The following is an 18,007-nucleotide window of genomic DNA, read 5'->3' as shown; positions in this document are numbered from 1 at the left end:
TCAGACGAAATGCTTGGCGAGCTTCAGGCCCTGTCCCTGGTAGTTCGACTTGATCTCGCGACCGTAAAGCGTCTCGGGCGTCTCCGACATGCGCTCGTAGATCAATCGCCCGACGATCTGCCCGTGTTCCAGAACGAACGGCGCCTCGTGGCAGCGAACTTCCAGCACGCCGCGCGCCCCCGCGCCGCCCGCCTCGGCGTGGCCGAAGCCCGGATCGAAGAAGCCCGCGTAATGCACCCGGAATTCGCCCACCATGGCCAGGTAGGGCGCCATCTCGGCGGCGTGATCGGGCGGGATGGTCACAGCCTCGCGGCTGACGAGGATGTAGAAGGCGCCGGGGTCGAGGATGATCCGGCCCGCGTCGGCGTGGATTTCCTCCCAGAACTCGGCGGCCGGGTAATGGCCCACGCGGCCCAGGTCGACGACGCCGCTATGGGGCTTGGCGCGGTAGCCCACCAGCGTGCCGTCCGCGGGCCGCAGGTCGACCGAGAAGCCAAGCCCGTCGTCGATATGGGGCGTTCCGTCCACCAGCCCCTCGCGGTCGTGCAACGCGGTCAGTGCGTCGTCGTTCAGCACCGCCTCTCCGGCGCGGAAGCGGATCTGGTTCAGCGCCATGCCCGGCCGCACCAGCACCGAGAACGACCGGGGACAGATCTCGGCGTAGAGCGGTCCGTCATAGCCTTCGGCCACACGGTCGAACTCGGCCCCGCCATCGGTGATCATCCGTGTGAGAAGGTCGAGCCGCCCGGTCGAGGACTTGGCGTTGGCGACCGCGCGCAGGCCGTCGGGCAGGCGCAAACGCTCCATCAGTGGTACAACGTAGACGCAGCCCTTTTCCAGCACAGCGCCATCGGTCAGGTCGATCCGGTGCATGGAGAATTCGTCGAGCCGCTGCGCCACGCTGGCGCCGTGCCCGGCCAGGAACGACGCACGGACGCGGTAAGCCACGTGGCCCAGCCGCAGGTCCAGCGACGCGGGCTGCACCTGCGCATCGGTCACCGGGACCTCGGCCGCGATGGCGCCATCGGCCACCATCCGGCGGATCGCCTGACTGGGCAGAACGCCGGTCAAACGGATGTCGGCATCGGGTGCCGAAGCTCAGGTGGGGTATGATTGGTCGGGCTAGCAGGACTCGAACCTGCGACCTTCCGTCCCCCAGACGGACGCGCTACCAGGCTGCGCCATAGCCCGACTGAGCGGCCTTTTACCCCAGCACACGGCAGAGGCAAGGGCCGAATGCAGGAAATCCGAAAAGCTTCAGGCATCCGCGCGGTCCATCGCGCGCTTGAGGCTTTGCGCCCGGTCGAGCGCGTGGGACAGCGCATCCGCGTGGCGCCTTTTCTGCGCGACGGTGAGCCGGGCGAGCCCGCTCAGAGCTGCCGTGACCTCGACCGAGATCGCCTGTTCGTCCAGTTCGTCAGGCTGGGGCAGGGGCGTGCGATCGGGCGCCTCGGGTGCTGATGAGCCTGCCGTCTCTTCGACGGCGGTATCCTCTGCCGGGGACTGGTCGGACGCAGAATCGTCGGACGCGGCCGCGTCGGACGGCTCGTCCGGCGCGGCGTCGGCGCTATCGACCGTCTCGCTTTCGGGCGCGTCGGCCTCACGCGTATCGCCCGCCGCGGCGTCGTCTTGCGGTGCGGGTGGGTTTTCGTTGACGCCAGCCGCGAACATGTCGCCCTGCGCCGCGGCCGACGTATCGGCAGCCGGTTCGCTCTCCTGTGCGTCGCCTTCCGGTGTTCCCGGTGCTTCGTCGTCAACGAAGGGCCAGCGGCCCAGCGCGGCATCTGGATCCTGCGCGGGGCTACCGGCGCGCTGCAGCGGCACGACGTTGCTGGACCCGCTGTCGTGTAGGGCCGGATCGGTTTCCAGCGGCGGCGACAGGGCGGCCACGTGGCGCACGCCTTCCTCGCGCAGGAGTTTCTGGACCCCACGGATGGTCAACCCGTCTTCGTGCAGCAGCTGCTTGATACCGCCCAGCAGCTCCATGTCGGCGGGGCGATAATAACGCCGTCCGCCCGCGCGCTTGACCGGTTTCACCTGGGTGAAGCGCGATTCCCAAAAACGCAGGACATGGGTTGGGACGTCCAGCCATTCGGCCACTTCGCTGATGGTGCGGAACGCGTCCGGCGACTTGGCCATGGGGTCAGCCCTTGTTGCCGGCCGCCACGCGGTCCTTCATCAAGTGCGAGGGGCGGAAGGTCAGCACGCGGCGAGGATGAATCGGCACCTCTTCGCCGGTCTTCGGATTGCGACCGATCCGCGCCGATTTCGCACGCACCGAGAAGGTGCCGAAGGACGAGATCTTCACCTGTTCGCCCGCGGCAAGGGCATCCGACATGTGACCCAGCACGGATTCGACCAGCTGCGCGGATTCGTTGCGCGACAGGCCGACCTCCTGAAAGACGGCCTCGCTAAGGTCCATGCGTGTTAAGGTCTTGTCCGACATATCCAAATCCCCCCGGAGCTGGCTGCGGGAACCATGGCGGCGCGTCGTTTCAAAGTCAATGCGAGCGCCGGAAAAGGCGTGGGGATAGCGGCTACCAGCGCAGAACGACGCTGCCCCAGGCCAGCCCGCCGCCGATCGCCTCGGTCACGACCAGGTCGCCGTCCTTGATCTGGCCGCGCTCACGACCCACGGACAGGGCCAGCGGGATCGACGCGGCCGAGGTGTTTCCGTGGTCGGGCACGGTGACCACGACCCGGTCCATGCCCACGCCCATGCGCTGCGCGGTGCCCTTGATGATCCGCAGGTTGGCCTGGTGCGGGACGATCCAGTTCACGTCGTCCGCGCCCAGACCGGCCTTGTCCAGCGCGGCATGGGCGGTTGCGGCAAGCTTCTCGATGGCGTGCCGGAAGACTTCCTTGCCCTCCATCCGCAGCTTGCCGACCGTGTCGGTGCTGACGCCGCCATCGACATACAGAATGTCGCGATACTGGCCGTCGGAATGCAGGTCGCACGCCAGGATGCCGCGATCGGTGGACGCGCCGTCGGCTTCGCCGGCCTCCAGCAGGAGGGCGCCCGCGCCGTCACCGAAGAGCACGCAGGTCCCCCGGTCGGTCCAGTCCATGATGCGGCTGAAGGTCTCGGCCCCGATCACCATGACGCGCCGGGCCTGCCCGGCCACGATCAATGCGTTTGCCGTGGTCAGCGCGTAGACGAACCCTGCGCACACTGCCTGCACGTCGAAGGCGAAGCCGCCGGTCATGCCCAGTTGCGCCTGCACCATGGTCGCGGCGGACGGGAAGGTCAGGTCCGGGGTCGAGGTGGCGACGATCACCGCGTCGATGTCGCTGGCCGACATGCCGGCATCGTCCAGCGCGGCCCGGGCGGCGGCCGTGGCCATCTGCGACGTGGTCTCGCCTTCGGCGGCGAAGTGGCGCCGCTCGATCCCCGAGCGGGTCCGGATCCATTCGTCCGTCGTGTCGAGCTTCTTCTCGAACTCGGCGTTCTCGACCACGCGGTCGGGCAGGTAGTGGCCCACCCCGCGCACCTGGGCGCGCAGCACGCTCACGATGCCGTCCTTTCGCCGTCCCCGGCGCCGTCGAAGCCCTCGGCAGACGCAACGCGGGCGGCGAGGCGCTCGTTAAAGTTCGACAGTCCCAGCTCGTAGGCGAGCTTGACCGCCGCCGATACGCCCGTGGCGTCGGCCGAACCGTGGCTCTTGATGACGGTGCCATTCAGGCCGAGGAAGACGCCGCCATTTGCGCGGCGAGGGTCAATCCGCTTTTGCAGCCGTTTCAGCGAGCCGAGCGCCAGGACGGCGGCGAATTTCGACAGGATGGAGTGATTGAAGGCTTCGCGCATGAGGTCTCGGATCAACTGCGCCGTGCCTTCGCCGGTCTTCAGGGCGACGTTGCCGGTGAAGCCGTCGGTCACGATCACGTCCACCCGGTCGGACGGGATGTCCCCACCCTCGACGAAGCCGACGAACTCGAAATCGGCCTTGGGGGCGTTGTGCGCGATCAGGTCATGCGCGACCTTCAATTCGGCCCGGCCCTTGTGCTCCTCGGTGCCCACGTTCAGCAGGCCGATGCGCGGACGCGCCAGCCCCATGCCGTTGCGGGCATAGGACGCCCCCATGAGCGCGAATTGCAGCAGGTCGTCCTCGTCCGCGCGGATGTCGGCGCCCACGTCCAGCATGACGTTGAAGCCCGACGGATTGCGCGACGGCCAGAGGCAGGCGATGGCGGGGCGATTCACGCCCTCGAGCTTGCGCAGGCGCACCATGCTGACCGCCATCAGCGCGCCGGTATTGCCGCAGCTGACGGCGACCTGCGCGTCGCCCGCGCGGACCGAGTCGATGCACGACCACATGGACGTGCCCTTGCCGTGACGCATCACGTGGCTGGGCTTCTGATCCATGGTCACGATGTCTTCGGCATCGTGAAGCGTGACGGCATCCTCGATCCCGTGCTTCGAGATCAGCGGACGCAATTCGTCGGCCCGCCCGTGCAGCAGGATGGCCAGGTCGGGGTTCTTCCGGATCGACTTGGCGATGCCTTCGACGACCGTGGCCGGCCCCTTGTCGCTGCCCATGGCATCCACGGAAACGGTCACGCGCCCCGGATGGGCGCGCTCGGGTTCCTTGGAATGGTGGGTGTCGGTCGGCAAGGCCGGTCGCAGCTTAGGCTGCGTCGTCGTCGAGATCGATCTCGTCGGCCTGGGCGACGACTTCACGCTCGGCATAGTGGCCGCAGGCACCGCAGACGTGGTGCGGGCGCTTCATCTCACCGCAGTTCGGGCACTCGGCCGGGTTGTCGGCGGTCAGACCGTCGTGGGCCCGGCGCATGTTGCGGCGCGATTTGGTGACTTTATTCTGTGGGACAGCCATGATGTGACCTTCGCTTTGAGGGGCGAATGCCCCGAGGCAGGCCTTCGCGGCCCGAATTTCGATTGAAGCCGCGCAATACGCCCTTCGCCGAAAAGGATCAAGCCCTGCGTCGGGGCGCGTTCGAAGATTTTCGGACCCTTTTCCTGCGGGGCCGACGGCACCTTGGCAAGGGGCTGCCGGGACGGTTACCTCGGCGGGACCCGCGCCCCGAATCCAAGGATATGACCATGCCCTTCCTGTTCGATCCCGCCCCCCAGCCCAGCGTCGAGATCGCGGGGCAGGGCGCCTATCCGATCCACCGCGTTTTCTGCGTCGGCCGGAACTATGCCGCCCACGCGGCCGAGATGGGCAACGAGGTCGACCGCGAGGCGCCGTTCTACTTCACCAAGTCCGCCCACGCGGTCATCGCGGCGGGCGGCGATCTGCCCTATCCGCCGCGCACCGCCGACCTGCACCACGAGGTCGAGCTGGTCGTGGCGCTGGGGCAGGGTGCAAAACCCGTCGCCTACGGCGTGGGGCTGGACATGACCCGGCGCGACCTGCAGGCGCGCGCCAAGGACAAGCGGCGCCCCTGGGACGTGGCCAAGGACTTCGAGGCCTCGGCGGTGCTGGCGCCCCTGCGCGCGGCGGACGAGGTGCCTGACATCACCGGGGCCGAGATCATGCTGTCGGTCAACGGCACGCTGCGCCAGCAGGGCCGCATCGCCGACATGGTCTGGAGCGTGGAGGAATTGCTGGCGGACCTGGGCGGGCTCTACACCCTTCGGGCGGGCGACCTCATCATGACCGGCACGCCCTCGGGCGTCGGCGCGGTGGAACGCGGCGACCGGATCGACGCGTCGATCACCGGCCTGCCGGAATTGCGGGCAACCGTGGTCTGAAACGGCCCATCGCGTCACCCTCTCGTTACATCCCTGTGCCCATCTTGCGGCCAGGCGCCGCATACCGAATGTGGGGCTTGTCAGGTGGAAACCGCCAGATATAGTCGAAGGTGTCTCGGGGGTTTTCCCGAAAGCCCCCGACGCGGCTGGCGCAGAACGGGCAGGGACAGGCGAACCATGGATGGTGATTTCAGGAACGAGTTCGTAAGAGAGCCGAATTCACTCAGGCATCACCCGGCCCTTGTGCTGAACGCGGATTACCGGCCGCTGTCCTACTACCCGCTCAGTCTGTGGCCGTGGCAGGATGCGATCAAGGCGGCCTATCTCGACAGGGTCTCGATCGTGGCGGAATACGACGCCTATGTCAGGTCCCCCACCACCGAGATACGGATCCCGTCGGTGGTCGTCCTCAAGGATTACGTCAAACCCCAGAAGCGCGTGGCCTTCACGCGCTTCAATTTGTTTCTGAGGGACGAATTCCGCTGCCAGTATTGCGGCAGCGTCAGCGACCTGACCTTCGATCACGTGGTGCCGCGGGCCCGGGGCGGGCGCACCAGCTGGGAAAACGTTGTGGCCGCCTGCGCGCCATGCAACCTGTCGAAGGGATCGCGCAGCCTGTCGGACACGCACCTGACCCTGCGCAAGCCGCCGCGCCAGCCCGGCGCGGAAGAGCTGAAGAACATGGGCCGCAGGTTCCCGCCCAACCACCTGCACGAGACGTGGCGCGACTTCCTGTACTGGGATGCCGAGCTGGAGCCGTAAGGCCCGGCGGTTCGTGACGCCGTCGCCACCTTTCGGGCGGCAAGGCTGTTAGCGCCCAAACTTCGCCTTGACCCGGACCGCGCAAGACGCATTCTCCGGCCCAAGGATCAGTGAAAGGACATGCCATGGTCTCGCGCGTCATTCCCGTGGACGATTTCGATCTGGTGATCTTCGGCGGCACCGGCGACCTGGCGCGACGCAAGATCCTGCCGGGGCTCTACCGCCGCTTCGTGGCGGGCCAGATGCCGGCCGAGGCGCGCATCGTCGGTGCCGCGCGTTCCGACCTCGACGACGAGGGCTACCGCCAGGAAGTGCGCGACGCGTTGAAGGAGTTTCTGGCCAAGGCGGACCAGAGCGAAGAGCAGATCGCCGCCTTCCTGTCTCGGCTGCATTACGTCTCGATTGACGCGAAGGGCGAGGATGGTTGGAAGGAGCTCAACCAGCTCATGCGCGACGGTGTCGTGCGGGCCTTCTATTTTTCGGTGGCGCCCGTGCTGTTCGGCGACCTCGCGGAACGGCTCCATCACCACAAGATCGCCGGGCGGGATTCGCGGATCGTGGTCGAGAAGCCCTTCGGTCGCGACCTGGAGTCGGCGAAGGCGCTGAACGCCACGCTGGCCGAGCATTTCGACGAGACGCAGATCTACCGCATCGACCATTATCTGGGGAAGGAAACCGTCCAGAACCTGATGGTCGTCCGCTTCGCAAATGTCCTGTTCGAGCCGCTGTGGAACGCGCAATATGTGGATCACATCCAGATTACCGTGGCCGAGACGGTGGGCGTCGGCGGACGCGGCAGCTATTACGACAAGTCGGGCGCCATGCGGGACATGGTGCAGAACCACCTGATGCAGCTTCTGTGCCTCATCGCCATGGAGCCGCCGTCGCGTTTCGATCCCGACGCCGTGCGCGACGAGAAGCTCAAGGTCATCCGCGCGCTGGACCCGGTCGATCCCGCCGACATCGTGCGTGGCCAGTACGAGTCCAAGGGCAAGGCGAATTCCTATCTCGAAGACGTGGAGAACGACGAAAGCCGGACCGAGTCGTTCATCGCCATGAAGCTGCACGTGTCGAACTGGCGATGGGCCGGCACACCCTTCTACATCCGCACCGGCAAGCGCCTGCGCGCGCGCCAGTCCGAGATCGCGGTGGTGTTCAAGGACGCGCCGCATTCCATCTTCGGGGCGCAGGCCGGGCGGCACCGCAACATCCTGACCATCCGGCTCCAGCCCAATGACGGCATGAAGCTGGGCGTCACCATTAAGGAGCCGGGACCGGGCGGCATGCGCCTGATCGACGTGCCGCTGGACATGACCTTCGCGGACGCGCTCGGCAGCGATGGCGAGGCGGTCCCCGAGGCCTATGAGCGGCTGATCATGGACGTGGTGCGCGGCAACCAGACCCTGTTCATGCGCGGCGACGAGGTCGAGGCCGCCTGGGCCTGGACCGATCCGATCATCAACGGGTGGCAGGACCGCGACGACCGCCCGCACGACTACGAGCCCGGCACCGCCGGCCCGGAAGAGGCGGCGATGCTCATGCACCGCGAGAACCGCCGCTGGCGCGACATCAAGGAGTGAGGCCCGGTCCGGCGCAGCCGGCGATCGCTCCGGTGGAGCGATCGAGGGGCGAACGGGCGGAGCCCCCCGGCCCGGCGCAGCCGGCGATCGCTCCGGTGGAGCGATCGCGGGGCGAACGGGCGGAGCCCCCCGGCCCGGCGCGGCCGGCGATCGCCGCTCGTGCCCTCGACAAGACGGCACCCGACGCGAAACAGCGGGGACCCGCCGGGCGATCCCCGCGCGCCCCATTGGATCGCCCGACCCAGCCTGCTAGCTTTGCAGCCGAAAGGATGCCCCATGGATCTGATCGAGTATCAAGACGCCGAGATGATGATGATGACGCTGGCCGACAAGCTCGCCAGCGAGATCAGCAATTGCCTCGCCGCCCATGACCACGTCTCGCTCGCCGTTCCGGGGGGCAGCACGCCCGGCCCGGCCTTCGACACGCTGGCCGGCGCCGATCTGCACTGGGACCGGGTGCACGTGCTGCTGACCGACGAACGCCGCGTGCCGCCCGATCACGAACGCTCGAACGAGCGGCTGCTGCGCTCGCGCCTCCTGACCGACAAGGCCGCGCGCGCGACGTTCGTGCGCCTCGTGCCGGACGAAGGCACCAGCATGGATGACCTCGCGCGGCGCATCGCGCCCGAGCTTCCGCTGTCGATCCTGGTGCTGGGGATGGGCGCCGACATGCATTGCGCGTCGCTGTTCCCCGGCGCGCCGCAGCTCGACGCCGCGCTGGCGCCCGATGCGCCGCCGGTGATGGAGGTCGACGCGCCCGAGGGGCTCGAGCCGCGGATCACGCTGACCGGGCCGGTGCTGCGTGGGGCGCTGTCGACCCACGTGCTGATCACGGGGCCCGAGAAACGCCGCGCGCTGGACAAGGCCGCGCGCCTGTCCCCGCGCGAGGCACCCATCGCCACCATCCTGCGCGACGCAACCGTTCACTGGGCTGAGGACTGAAAGACATGAAGGACATGTGGAGCACGCTGGCCCAGAAGGGCCAGGCGGCCGCCGGGCGATCGATTCCCGAACTGATGAGCGCCGAGCGCGCCGACGGCTACGCGGTCGAGGCCTGCGGCATGCGCTTCGACTATTCCAAGACGGCCATGACCGATGCGGACCGCGACCACCTCCTGGCCATGTGCGACGCGGCGGGCCTTTCGGAGAAGCGGCGTGCCATGTTCGAGGGCCGCGCCATCAACGAGACCGAGGGGCGCGCCGTGCTGCACACCGCGCTGCGCAACCTGTCTGGCGGCGCCGTCATGATCGACGAGCAGGACGTCATGCCACGGGTGCTGGGCACGCTCGCCCGCATGGAAGGCTTCGCCCGCGCCGTGCGCGAGGGCAATTTCCGCGGGCAGGGCGGGGCGATCACCGACGTGGTGAATATCGGCATCGGCGGCTCGGACCTGGGCCCGGCAATGGCGACGCTGGCGCTGGCGCCCTATCACGACGGGCCGCGCTGCCACTTCGTCAGCAACGTGGACGGCGCCCATATCGCCGACATTCTCGGCCCGCTGAACCCCGAGACGACGTTGATCATCGTGGCGTCCAAGACCTTCACCACGATCGAAACCATGACCAATGCCGCCACCGCCAAGGCCTGGATGGCCGAACGGGTGCGCGACCCGGCCGCGCAATTCGCGGCCCTCAGCACGGCCCAGGACAAGACGGCGGCCTTCGGCATTTCCGAGACCCGGGTGTTCGGCTTCGCGGACTGGGTCGGCGGACGCTACTCCATGTGGGGGCCCATCGGCCTGTCGCTGCTGATCGCAATTGGCCCCGAAGCCTTCCGCGCCTTCCTGCGCGGGGCCGAGTCCATGGATATCCACTTCAAATCCGCCAACCCGCTGGAGAACATGCCGGTGATGCTGGCGCTGACGGGCCTCTGGCACAACCAGGGCTGCGGCCACGCCACGCGCGCGGTTCTGCCCTACGAGCAGCGCCTGAACCGGCTGCCGGCCTACCTTCAGCAGCTCGAGATGGAGAGCAACGGCAAGCGCGTCTCCATGGACGGTGCAGACTTGCCGGTCGACTCGGGCCCCGTGGTCTGGGGCGAGCCGGGCACCAACGGCCAGCACGCCTTCTACCAGCTGATCCACCAGGGCACGCGCATCATCCCCTGCGAGTTCATGGTGGGCGCCGAAGGGTTCGAGCACGAGCTGCCGCACCAGCACCGCCTGCTGATCGCCAACTGCCTGGCCCAGGCCGAGGCGCTGATGAAGGGCCGCTCGCTGGACGAGGCCAAGGCGCTCATCAAGGACAAGTTCTCGGGCGACGAGCTCGAACGGCAGGCGCGCCACCGAGTGTTCCCCGGCAACCGGCCCTCGACCATGCTGGTCTATCCCAAGCTCACCCCCGAGGTCCTGGGCGCCATCGTCGCGCTTTACGAGCACCGGGTCTTCGTCGAAGGCGTATTGCTCGGCATCAATTCCTTCGACCAGTGGGGCGTGGAGCTCGGCAAGGAACTCGCCAAGGCGCTCGAACCCGTCGTGGCGGGCGAGACATCGGCCGACGACAAGGACGCCTCCACCGCGTCGCTGGTCGGCTGGCTTCAGCGCCACGGCGCCTGACGACCATCCCGGGGGGCGCGGCCGATCAGCCGTCGCGCCCCTGCTTCATCTTTCCCGAAATACCTCGGGGGAGTCCGCGCAGCGGACGGGGGCAGAGCCCCCATGCCGGTCTCACTCCAGCGACAGCCCCGATATCGTGGCGTCGATCACGCTGTCGGTGTCGTCGCTGTCGGCGCTGACGGCCACGCCAAGCAGGCGCGGAGGGCGGGTGCCGAACGCCTCTTGCAGGTCGGCGTCGAAATCCACGCGTTCCGACTGGCTGCCGGTGCCGGTTTCCGCCAGCACGATGGTCTTGCCCCGTTCGCCCAGGTAGGGGCTGTCCTGCATCGTGCCCGGCGCGACGTCGCCGCCGCGCACGTAGACGAGGATCCGCGCCGCCTCGGCGCCCAGCAGGCGACGCAGGCTGGCGCCCTGCAAGGCCTCGGCCGTGGCGTCGTCGGCGAACACGAAATAGAGCGCCAGGTTGCGATCATCGCCACCCTTCTGCGCAAGGTCGGTGGCCGGCACGCCTTCGGTCACGGTCCAGGACCAGCTGGCGCCGGTCGCATCGGGCACCTCCGGCGTGCGGCGATAGACCAATGACACCGTCCCCTCCGAACTCACCCCCAGCGTGTCGCCGTTCAGCGCGTATTCGTTGGCGGGCTGGAAGGGGAAGGTCTGCTCGCGCCATTGGTCGTCGAACGGGATCTCGGCCGCGGCCAGGGGCAGGGCGAACGCGGCGCCGAGCGTCGCGAGGGTCAGGATGTGTCGCATAAGGCTCCTCCAGCTTTGGTCAGCATCTAGGCGATGCACGGCGCGGACCACCCGTTTGGTGCGGTTCTGACGCAAGCGTGAGGAGTGAGCGAACACTTGTCGGCGCCGACCCTGATCGCGCTAGCCAGCAATCTTGTCCGTGGGCGGCCCGATTGCCGACTGGCCGCGGCAGACGAAAAAGGCCCCGGCGCGGTGACCGGGGCCTTTTCTTTTTGCGCAGAATGGGCCCCTGACGCCTGGCCGGGGGCGCTGCCGCCCTCAAAGCAGCGATTTCACCTTCTCGGCCACGGCATCGGCGGTGATGCCGAACTTCTCGAACAACTCGCCCGCCGGGGCGGAAGCGCCGAAGCTGTCCATCCCGACGAAGCCGGCCTTGGCCTCGCGCCCGCGCTCGCCCAGCAGCATGCCGTCCCAGCCCTGACGTACGCCGGCCTCGACCGCGACGCGCACAGCGGATGCGGGCAGCACCTTGCGGCGATAGGCGTCGTCCTGCTGCCAGAACAGCTCCATGCAGGGGACGGACACCACGCGGGTGCCGATGCCCTCGGCCTGGAGCGCCTCGCGCGCGGCCATGGCCACGGACACTTCCGAGCCGGACGCCAGCAGCACCGCCTGGCGCTTGCCCTCGGCCTCGGCCAGGACATAGGCCCCCTGGGCCACCAGGTTGCGGGTCTTGTGGTCGGTGCGCACCGTCGGCAGGCCTTGGCGGGTGAGTGCCAGGATCGACGGCTTGTCGGTGGTGGTCAGCGCCAGTTCCCACGCCTCGGCGGTCTCGACGGTGTCGGCGGGGCGGAAGACCAGCGTGTTCGGCGTGGCGCGGCACATGGCCAGGTGCTCGACCGGCTGGTGGGTCGGGCCGTCCTCGCCCAGCCCGATGCTGTCGTGGGTCATCACGTAGATCACCGGGTTGCCCATGAGCGCCGACAGGCGCACGGCGGGGCGGGCGTAGTCGGTGAAGACGAAGAAGGTGCCGCCATAGGGGCGCAAGCCCCCGTGCAGCGCGATGCCGTTCATGGCCGCGGCCATGCCATGTTCGCGGATGCCGTAGTGGATGTAGCGGCCCTTGCGGTCCTCGGCGGTGAAGATGCCCAGGTCGGCGGTCAGGGTGTTGTTCGAGCCGGTCAGGTCGGCCGATCCGCCCAGCGTCTCGCCCACCACGGGGTTGATGACCTCGAGCACCATCTCGCTGGACTTGCGGGTGGCGACCTTCGGGGCGGTCTCGCTGACCTGCTTCTTCAGCGCGCGGATGGTACCGGCGAGCTTCTTCGGCATCTCGCCCGACATCATCCGGTCGAACGTGGCGCGCTTGCCGGCGCCCAGGCTTTCGACGCGGTCGTTCCAGGCCTCGCGCTCGGCGGCGCCGCGGCGGCCGACCTCTTCCCACCACGACTTGATGTCGGCGGGAATGTCGAAGGGCGCATGGCTCCAGCCATAGGCCTCGCGCGTGTCGGCGATCAGCTTCTCGTCGGTCAGCGCGCCGTGGCCCTTGGCCGTGTCCTGCGCGGACGAGCCCAGCGCGATATGGGTCTTGCAGGCGATCATCGACGGCTTGCCGGCCTTCTTGGCGGCCTGGATCGCGGCGTGGATGGCGTTGGGGTCGTGGCCGTCGATGAACTGGGTGTGCCAGCCGGCGGCATCGAACCGCTTCACCTGGTCGACGCTGTCGGCCAGGCTGACCTTGCCGTCGATGGTGATGTCGTTGTTGTCCCAGAAGACGATCAGGTTCGAAAGCTTCAGGTGCCCGGCCAGCGCGATGGCTTCCTGGCTGACGCCCTCCATCAGGCAGCCGTCCCCGGCGATGACATAGGTGTGGTGGTCGACGATCTTCTTGCCGAACTTGGCGCGCAGGCTTTCCTCGGCGATGGCGAAGCCGACCGAGGTCGCGATGCCCTGGCCCAGCGGGCCGGTCGTCGTCTCGATCCCCTTCGCGTGGCCGTATTCCGGGTGCCCCGCGGTTTTCGAGCCCCACTGGCGGAAATTCTTCAGCTCATCGAGGGTCATGTCCTCGTAGCCGGTCAGGTAGAGCAGCCCGTAAAGCAGCATCGAACCGTGGCCCGCCGACAGGATGAAGCGGTCGCGATCGGCCCAGTCGGGCGCCTTCGCATCGAACTTCATGTGCTTCGAGAACAGCACCGTGGCCACGTCGGCCATGCCCATGGGCATCCCGGTGTGGCCCGAATTCGCGGCGGCGACCGCGTCCATCGCCAGGAAGCGCAGGGCAGCGGCCCGGTTCCAGTGATCGGGGTGAGCGTCGCGCAGCGTGTCGAGATCCATGGGTGTCCTCCTATCGGCGTCTGGGCGTGCAGTCGGCGCATCGATACCAGCACCGGGGGCAAGATCAAGCGTGGGCAGGGGGGCATGGGCGGCTTTTGGGGCTGATTCCCGGCGACTTATGCGATTTACTTGAACCCAAGCGCCCGAATCGCAAAATAGCGCCGACACCGGCGGACGAGCAGAAAGGACCGCGTGCCATGCAGGACGTAACCGAGCTTCAGCGGCGGATCACGGCTGCCTTGGGTCGGATCGGCGCGGGCTTGGACAAGCTGGACGCCGCGCGTCCCGATCCCGAGCCCGCCGACGAGGGCCCGAGCCCAGAGCTGCTTGCGGCGCAGGGCGAGCTCGAATCCGAGCGCGCGCTGAACGCCCAGCTGCAGGAGCGTATCCAGGCCAATCGCGACCGCTCGGAGGCGCAGGAGGAAAAGCTCAGGACCGAGATCGAGGAGCTGCGGGCCCTCCTTCGCAAGACCGAGGAGGATCGCGCGCAGCTGAAGGCCGTGAACGACGCCCTGCGCGACAGCAACGCGGCCCTGCGCGAGGCGAACGAAAAGGGCATGGGGGACGACGCGGTCGTCAATACGGCGCTGCAGACCGAGCTCGACGCCCTGCGGCAGGTGCGCGCCAGCGACCGTGCCGAGCTTGACGCCATCGTGCGCCTGCTCGAACCCGCCCTGTCCGAAACCACCGCGACAGAGGATGCCGCACACAATGCCTGAGGAAAAAGTCACGATCGGCGGCCGCGACTACGAGGTCGCCTGCCAGCCCGGCGAAGAGGGATTCCTGCACGCGGCGGCCGAGATGCTGGATACCGAGGCGCGCACGCTCGGCGCGCAAGTGGGACGCCTGCCCGAATCGCGGATGTTGCTGATGGCCGGACTCATGCTGGCCGACAAGACCGCCGGATTGGACGAGCAGATGCGCGCCCGCGATACCGAGATTGAGGCGCTCCGCGCCGAACTGGCCGCACTGAAAAGCGCGCCGCCTCCCGCGGCCGAAAAGGTCGAGGTCCCGGTGATCCCGACTTCAGTGCTGGAAACCATGGCCGAGCTGGCCGCCCGCTCGGAAGCCCTGGCGGACGCGGTCGAGACCAAGGCGGCACCCGAGGACTGAGCCTGCGCGACACGGAAAAACGAAAAAGCCCCCGCGGCGTGATGGCCGGCGGGGGCTTTTGGGTTCGCGGGGTATGGACCCCGGGCGAAGCCGATCAGGTGTTGGCTTCGCGGATCTTGTCGGCGGCTGCCTTGTCGAAATTGACGCCTTCCTTCTGGAACAGTTCGTCCAGCTCGCCCGACAGGGTCATCTCGGTCACGATATCACAGCCGCCCACGAATTCGCCCTTCACGTAGAGCTGGGGAATGGTCGGCCAGTCGGAATAGTCCTTGATGCCCTGGCGCAGTTCCTCGTCAGCCAGCACGTTGATGTCGGCGAAATCGACGCCCATGAAGTTCAGAACGCCCGCGACGCGGCTGGAAAACCCGCATTGCGGCATGGACTTGGTGCCCTTCATGAACAGCACCACGTCGTTGTTGGTGACGGTTTCCTTGATCTGGGTTTCGGCAGTCATGTCAGGTGTCCTTTGGGTCTTGGGTGTCTTTGGTTTTCGGGACGAACAGCCGGGCGTATTCCTGCGGATCGCGCGGCACCTTGTATTCTCGGGACTGGCCGCCGCCCATGCCCGAGAAATACTCGGATTTCAGGACGTGGTGGCCGGTGCCGGGGTCCGATCCGCGCCGGTCGTCGCGCTCGGCGCGCATGACGATGAACGCGCGCACCGCGAGGATCGCCAGGATCAGGAGGCCCAGCACGGCGGAAAGGGTATAGGGTCCCGCGCTCACGGCGCCCGCGTTGTCAGGGCCAGCGCGTGCAGCTCGCCCGCGGGGCCGTCCATCTTGCCCTTCAGCGCCGCGTAGACGGCACGCTGCTGCTGCACGCGGTTCATGCCGGCGAAGGACGGGTCGATCACCTCGGCCGCGAAATGGGCCCCGTCGTCGCCCTGGACGGTCACCTTGGCGTCGGGAAAGGCCTCGCGGATCATGGTTTCGATCTGGTGGGCGTCGATGGGCATGGCGGCGTCCTTGGTCGGTTGTTCTTCTATCACGTAAGTGGGGCGGGCCGTGGTCGCAAGCAAGGCTCAGGCGAAGGTGTCGGCGAAGGCGCTGCGATAGATCGCGGCGAGCTCGGCCAGCGGCGCCGACGCGCGGCCCAGTGTGACCTGGTCGCCGCCGAACTTGCCGATCACCGTCAGCCAGACCTGCATCTTGTAGGCCCGCGTCATCAGCGCCTCGGCCTGGTCGAAGCTGCACGCCAGCAGGTAGCGGCCCTGGTCTTCGCCGAACAGCCCGGCAGTGCGGCGTTTCTTGTCGATGGTCACGCCGATGCCGGCGGCCTCGGCCATCTCGAAGGCGGCCAGGGCGATGCCGCCGTCCGAGACGTCCTGGCAGGCGGTGATGCAGTCGCCGTTCTGCAGGATGAAATCGCCGTTCTTGCGCTCGGTCTTCAGGTCCACCGGCGGCGGCGGGCCATCGTGCCGGCCGAAGGCGGTCGCCAGCAGCGCCGAGCGGCCCAGGTGGCCTTCGGTCTTGCCCAGCGAAAGCAGGAGGTTGCCCGCCTGCGCCACGCCGCCGATCAGGTCATCCTCGTGGTCGATCAGCCCCACGGCGCCGATGGTGGGCGTGGGCAGGATGCCCTTGCCGTCGGTTTCGTTGTAAAGCGACACGTTGCCCGACACGATGGGCATGTCCAACGCGGCGCAGGCCTTGCCGATGCCTTTGATGGCGCCCACGAACTGGCCCATGATGCGGGGCTTCTCGGGGTTGCCGAAATTCATGTTGTCGGTGGTGGCCAGCGGCCGCGCGCCCACCGAGACGAGGTTGCGATAGGCCTCGGCCACCGCCTGCTTGCCGCCCTCGACCGGGTCGGCCACCACGTAGCGCGGCGTCACGTCCGAGGTGAAGGCCAGCAGCTTGTCGGTGCCGTGCACCCGCACCACGCCCGCGCCCAGGCCCGGGCCGCGCACGGTGTCGGCCATCACCTGGGTGTCGTACTGCTCGTAGACCCAGTGCTTGGCGGCATAGTTGGGGTGCGAGATCAGCGCGCGCAGCCCTTCGATCGGGTCGATCTTGGGCGCGTCGGTCAGCGGCGTTGAGGGGGGCGTTTCCTCCCACGGGCGGTCGTATTCCGGGGCGCTGCCCGACAGGGTCGCCAGCGGCAGGTCGGCCTTCACCTCGCCCCCGTGCATGACCAGGAACCGGTCCTCGGCGATGGTCTCGCCCACGATGGCGAAATCCAGGTCCCACTTGTCGAAGACGGCCTTGGCCTCGGCTTCCTTCTCTGGGCGCAGGACCATGAGCATCCGCTCCTGGCTTTCCGACAGCATCATCTCGTAGGCGGTCATGTTCGCCTCGCGCACCGGCACGGCATCAAGGTTGAGCTTGATGCCCAGCTTGCCCTTGTCGCCCATTTCCACGGCCGAGCAGGTCAGGCCCGCGGCCCCCATGTCCTGGATCGAAATCACGGCGCCGGTCTGCATGAGCTCGAGGCAGGCCTCCATCAGCGACTTCTCGGTGAAGGGATCGCCCACCTGCACCGTGGGGCGCTTGTCCTCGATGGTGTCGTCGAACTCGGCCGACGCCATGGTGGCGCCGCCCACGCCGTCACGGCCCGTGCGCGCGCCCAGGTAGACCACCGGCATGCCCACGCCGCTGGCGGCCGAGTAGAAGATCTTGTCGGCATCGGCCAGGCCGGCGGCGAACGCGTTCACCAGGCAGTTGCCGTTGTAGGAGGGGTCGAACCGAACCTCGCCGCCCACGGTGGGCACGCCGAAGCAGTTGCCGTAGCCGCCGATTCCTTCCACGACGCCGTGGACCAGCTGGCGGGTCTTGGGATGGTCGGGCATCCCGAAGCTGAGCGCGTTCATCGCCGCGATGGGCCGCGCGCCCATGGTGAAGACGTCGCGCAGGATGCCACCAACGCCCGTCGCCGCGCCCTGGTAGGGTTCGATATACGAGGGGTGGTTGTGGCTTTCCATCTTGAAGACCACGGCCTGGCCATCGCCGATATCCACGACGCCCGCATTCTCGCCCGGTCCGCAGATCACCTGCTCACCGGTCGTCGGCAAGGTGCGGAGCCATTTCTTGGACGACTTGTAGGAGCAGTGCTCGTTCCACATGGCCGAGAAGATGCCGAGCTCGGTGAAGGTCGGCTCGCGCCCGATGATGTCGAGGATTCGGTCGTATTCATCGGGCTTCAGCCCATGGGCGGCAACGAGATCGGGGGTGATGGCAGGCTCGGGCATGGGGTCTCCGCGGCGGTTGGCGGGTGTTTATGTCATCTGTGTCGCCGTGAAAAGCGGGAGGCGCGGCAGGATG

At 67.9% G+C, this 18,007-nt stretch carries 19 protein-coding genes and 1 tRNA gene; 7 read left to right on the top strand and 13 right to left on the bottom strand.

Features of this window, described 5'->3' with window-relative positions:
• The 7 genes from BMX96_RS12290 to rpmF all read right to left on the bottom strand — a co-directional run bounded on the left by BMX96_RS12290 (window position 1) and on the right by rpmF (window position 4,832).
• A complete protein-coding gene (locus BMX96_RS12290) occupies window positions 1–1,071 on the bottom strand; it encodes a 2'-deoxycytidine 5'-triphosphate deaminase (protein WP_091845766.1) in 1,071 nt (356 codons plus the stop codon).
• Between the two features lie 43 nt (window positions 1,072–1,114).
• A tRNA-Pro gene (locus tag BMX96_RS12285) sits at window positions 1,115–1,191 on the bottom strand.
• 66 nt (window positions 1,192–1,257) lie between these two features.
• Window positions 1,258–2,139, bottom strand: coding sequence for a MerR family transcriptional regulator (locus BMX96_RS19935; RefSeq protein WP_236737048.1), 882 nt, complete (start codon window positions 2,137–2,139; stop codon window positions 1,258–1,260).
• Between the two features lie 4 nt (window positions 2,140–2,143).
• Window positions 2,144–2,446, bottom strand: a complete 303-nt coding sequence (gene ihfA / locus BMX96_RS12275; RefSeq protein WP_073125277.1) for an integration host factor subunit alpha — start codon at window positions 2,444–2,446, stop codon at window positions 2,144–2,146.
• A gap of 91 nt (window positions 2,447–2,537) precedes the next feature.
• Window positions 2,538–3,506, bottom strand: coding sequence for a beta-ketoacyl-ACP synthase III (locus tag BMX96_RS12270; protein WP_091845878.1), 969 nt, complete (start codon window positions 3,504–3,506; stop codon window positions 2,538–2,540).
• 2 nt (window positions 3,507–3,508) lie between these two features.
• On the bottom strand, window positions 3,509–4,537 hold the full coding sequence (plsX, locus tag BMX96_RS12265) for a phosphate acyltransferase PlsX (protein ID WP_236737065.1): 1,029 nt from the start codon (window positions 4,535–4,537) through the stop codon (window positions 3,509–3,511).
• Window positions 4,538–4,625: 88 nt separating this feature from the next.
• A complete protein-coding gene (gene rpmF, locus BMX96_RS12260) occupies window positions 4,626–4,832 on the bottom strand; it encodes a 50S ribosomal protein L32 (protein ID WP_073125284.1) in 207 nt (68 codons plus the stop codon).
• 227 nt (window positions 4,833–5,059) lie between these two features.
• On the opposite strand from rpmF, the gene BMX96_RS12255 reads away from it, so the two are divergent.
• The 5 genes from BMX96_RS12255 (at window position 5,060) to pgi (ending at window position 10,610) form a co-directional block, all read left to right on the top strand.
• Complete coding sequence (locus tag BMX96_RS12255; protein WP_091845764.1) at window positions 5,060–5,713, top strand: fumarylacetoacetate hydrolase family protein; 654 nt, start codon at window positions 5,060–5,062, stop codon at window positions 5,711–5,713.
• A 177-nt stretch (window positions 5,714–5,890) separates the two neighbouring features.
• On the top strand, window positions 5,891–6,475 hold the full coding sequence (locus BMX96_RS12250) for an HNH endonuclease (protein ID WP_073125290.1): 585 nt from the start codon (window positions 5,891–5,893) through the stop codon (window positions 6,473–6,475).
• A gap of 125 nt (window positions 6,476–6,600) precedes the next feature.
• Window positions 6,601–8,055, top strand: coding sequence for a glucose-6-phosphate dehydrogenase (gene zwf, locus BMX96_RS12245; RefSeq protein WP_091845763.1), 1,455 nt, complete (start codon window positions 6,601–6,603; stop codon window positions 8,053–8,055).
• A 276-nt stretch (window positions 8,056–8,331) separates the two neighbouring features.
• Window positions 8,332–8,997 (top strand): 6-phosphogluconolactonase, encoded by a 666-nt coding sequence (pgl, locus tag BMX96_RS12240; protein WP_091845762.1) that lies wholly within the window; start codon window positions 8,332–8,334, stop codon window positions 8,995–8,997.
• 14 nt (window positions 8,998–9,011) lie between these two features.
• Complete coding sequence (gene pgi, locus BMX96_RS12235) at window positions 9,012–10,610, top strand: glucose-6-phosphate isomerase (protein WP_091845877.1); 1,599 nt, start codon at window positions 9,012–9,014, stop codon at window positions 10,608–10,610.
• A 111-nt stretch (window positions 10,611–10,721) separates the two neighbouring features.
• Here pgi and BMX96_RS12230 read toward each other — a convergent pair whose 3' ends face one another.
• Together BMX96_RS12230 and tkt are read right to left on the bottom strand one after the other, a co-directional pair.
• Window positions 10,722–11,363 (bottom strand): DUF3047 domain-containing protein, encoded by a 642-nt coding sequence (locus BMX96_RS12230; RefSeq protein ID WP_091845761.1) that lies wholly within the window; start codon window positions 11,361–11,363, stop codon window positions 10,722–10,724.
• A gap of 258 nt (window positions 11,364–11,621) precedes the next feature.
• Entirely contained in the window at window positions 11,622–13,637 is a 2,016-nt protein-coding gene (tkt, locus tag BMX96_RS12225; protein WP_091845760.1) for a transketolase, read from the bottom strand.
• 197 nt (window positions 13,638–13,834) lie between these two features.
• Between tkt and BMX96_RS12220 the strand changes: the two genes are divergently transcribed.
• Together BMX96_RS12220 and BMX96_RS12215 are read left to right on the top strand one after the other, a co-directional pair.
• Entirely contained in the window at window positions 13,835–14,356 is a 522-nt protein-coding gene (locus BMX96_RS12220) for a hypothetical protein (protein WP_091845759.1), read from the top strand.
• A complete protein-coding gene (locus BMX96_RS12215; protein ID WP_091845758.1) occupies window positions 14,349–14,750 on the top strand; it encodes a cell division protein ZapA in 402 nt (133 codons plus the stop codon). Before BMX96_RS12220 ends, BMX96_RS12215 begins: the two co-directional genes overlap by 8 nt.
• Window positions 14,751–14,844: 94 nt before the next feature.
• Here the strand turns inward: BMX96_RS12215 and grxD are convergent, their stop codons facing one another.
• The 4 genes from grxD to purL all read right to left on the bottom strand — a co-directional run bounded on the left by grxD (window position 14,845) and on the right by purL (window position 17,934).
• The gene (gene grxD / locus BMX96_RS12210; protein WP_091845757.1) at window positions 14,845–15,204 is read right to left on the bottom strand and encodes a Grx4 family monothiol glutaredoxin; all 360 of its coding nucleotides are present in this window, start codon (window positions 15,202–15,204) and stop codon (window positions 14,845–14,847) included.
• 1 nt (window position 15,205) lies between these two features.
• The gene (locus BMX96_RS12205; RefSeq protein WP_236737047.1) at window positions 15,206–15,475 is read right to left on the bottom strand and encodes a hypothetical protein; all 270 of its coding nucleotides are present in this window, start codon (window positions 15,473–15,475) and stop codon (window positions 15,206–15,208) included.
• Complete coding sequence (locus tag BMX96_RS12200; protein ID WP_091845756.1) at window positions 15,472–15,705, bottom strand: BolA family protein; 234 nt, start codon at window positions 15,703–15,705, stop codon at window positions 15,472–15,474. Before BMX96_RS12200 ends, BMX96_RS12205 begins: the two co-directional genes overlap by 4 nt.
• 66 nt (window positions 15,706–15,771) lie before the next feature.
• Window positions 15,772–17,934 (bottom strand): phosphoribosylformylglycinamidine synthase subunit PurL, encoded by a 2,163-nt coding sequence (purL, locus tag BMX96_RS12195; protein WP_091845755.1) that lies wholly within the window; start codon window positions 17,932–17,934, stop codon window positions 15,772–15,774.
• Between the last annotated feature and the right edge of the window lie 73 nt (window positions 17,935–18,007).

It is taken from the genome of Palleronia pelagia, from assembly GCF_900110115.1.
Taxonomy (GTDB): Bacteria; Pseudomonadota; Alphaproteobacteria; order Rhodobacterales; family Rhodobacteraceae; genus Palleronia; species Palleronia pelagia.
This window is presented reverse-complemented; position numbering and strand designations above follow the sequence as displayed.

Excerpts from the sequence above, each read along its gene's own strand:
- BMX96_RS12220 (WP_091845759.1), top strand. The coding sequence starts at position 13,835 with ATGCAGGACGTAACCGAGCTTCAGCGGCGGATCACGGCTGCCTTGGGT.
- rpmF (WP_073125284.1), bottom strand. The coding sequence starts at position 4,832 with ATGGCTGTCCCACAGAATAAAGTCACCAAATCGCGCCGCAACATGCGC.
- tkt (WP_091845760.1), bottom strand. The coding sequence starts at position 13,637 with ATGGATCTCGACACGCTGCGCGACGCTCACCCCGATCACTGGAACCGG.
- zwf (WP_091845763.1), top strand. The coding sequence starts at position 6,601 with ATGGTCTCGCGCGTCATTCCCGTGGACGATTTCGATCTGGTGATCTTC.
- BMX96_RS12215 (WP_091845758.1), top strand. The coding sequence starts at position 14,349 with ATGCCTGAGGAAAAAGTCACGATCGGCGGCCGCGACTACGAGGTCGCC.
- purL (WP_091845755.1), bottom strand. The coding sequence starts at position 17,934 with ATGCCCGAGCCTGCCATCACCCCCGATCTCGTTGCCGCCCATGGGCTG.
- ihfA (WP_073125277.1), bottom strand. The coding sequence starts at position 2,446 with ATGTCGGACAAGACCTTAACACGCATGGACCTTAGCGAGGCCGTCTTT.
- BMX96_RS12250 (WP_073125290.1), top strand. The coding sequence starts at position 5,891 with ATGGATGGTGATTTCAGGAACGAGTTCGTAAGAGAGCCGAATTCACTC.
- plsX (WP_236737065.1), bottom strand. The coding sequence starts at position 4,537 with ATGGGCAGCGACAAGGGGCCGGCCACGGTCGTCGAAGGCATCGCCAAG.
- pgl (WP_091845762.1), top strand. The coding sequence starts at position 8,332 with ATGGATCTGATCGAGTATCAAGACGCCGAGATGATGATGATGACGCTG.
- pgi (WP_091845877.1), top strand. The coding sequence starts at position 9,012 with ATGTGGAGCACGCTGGCCCAGAAGGGCCAGGCGGCCGCCGGGCGATCG.
- grxD (WP_091845757.1), bottom strand. The coding sequence starts at position 15,204 with ATGACTGCCGAAACCCAGATCAAGGAAACCGTCACCAACAACGACGTG.
- BMX96_RS12230 (WP_091845761.1), bottom strand. The coding sequence starts at position 11,363 with ATGCGACACATCCTGACCCTCGCGACGCTCGGCGCCGCGTTCGCCCTG.
- BMX96_RS19935 (WP_236737048.1), bottom strand. The coding sequence starts at position 2,139 with ATGGCCAAGTCGCCGGACGCGTTCCGCACCATCAGCGAAGTGGCCGAA.
- BMX96_RS12200 (WP_091845756.1), bottom strand. The coding sequence starts at position 15,705 with ATGCCCATCGACGCCCACCAGATCGAAACCATGATCCGCGAGGCCTTT.
- BMX96_RS12255 (WP_091845764.1), top strand. The coding sequence starts at position 5,060 with ATGCCCTTCCTGTTCGATCCCGCCCCCCAGCCCAGCGTCGAGATCGCG.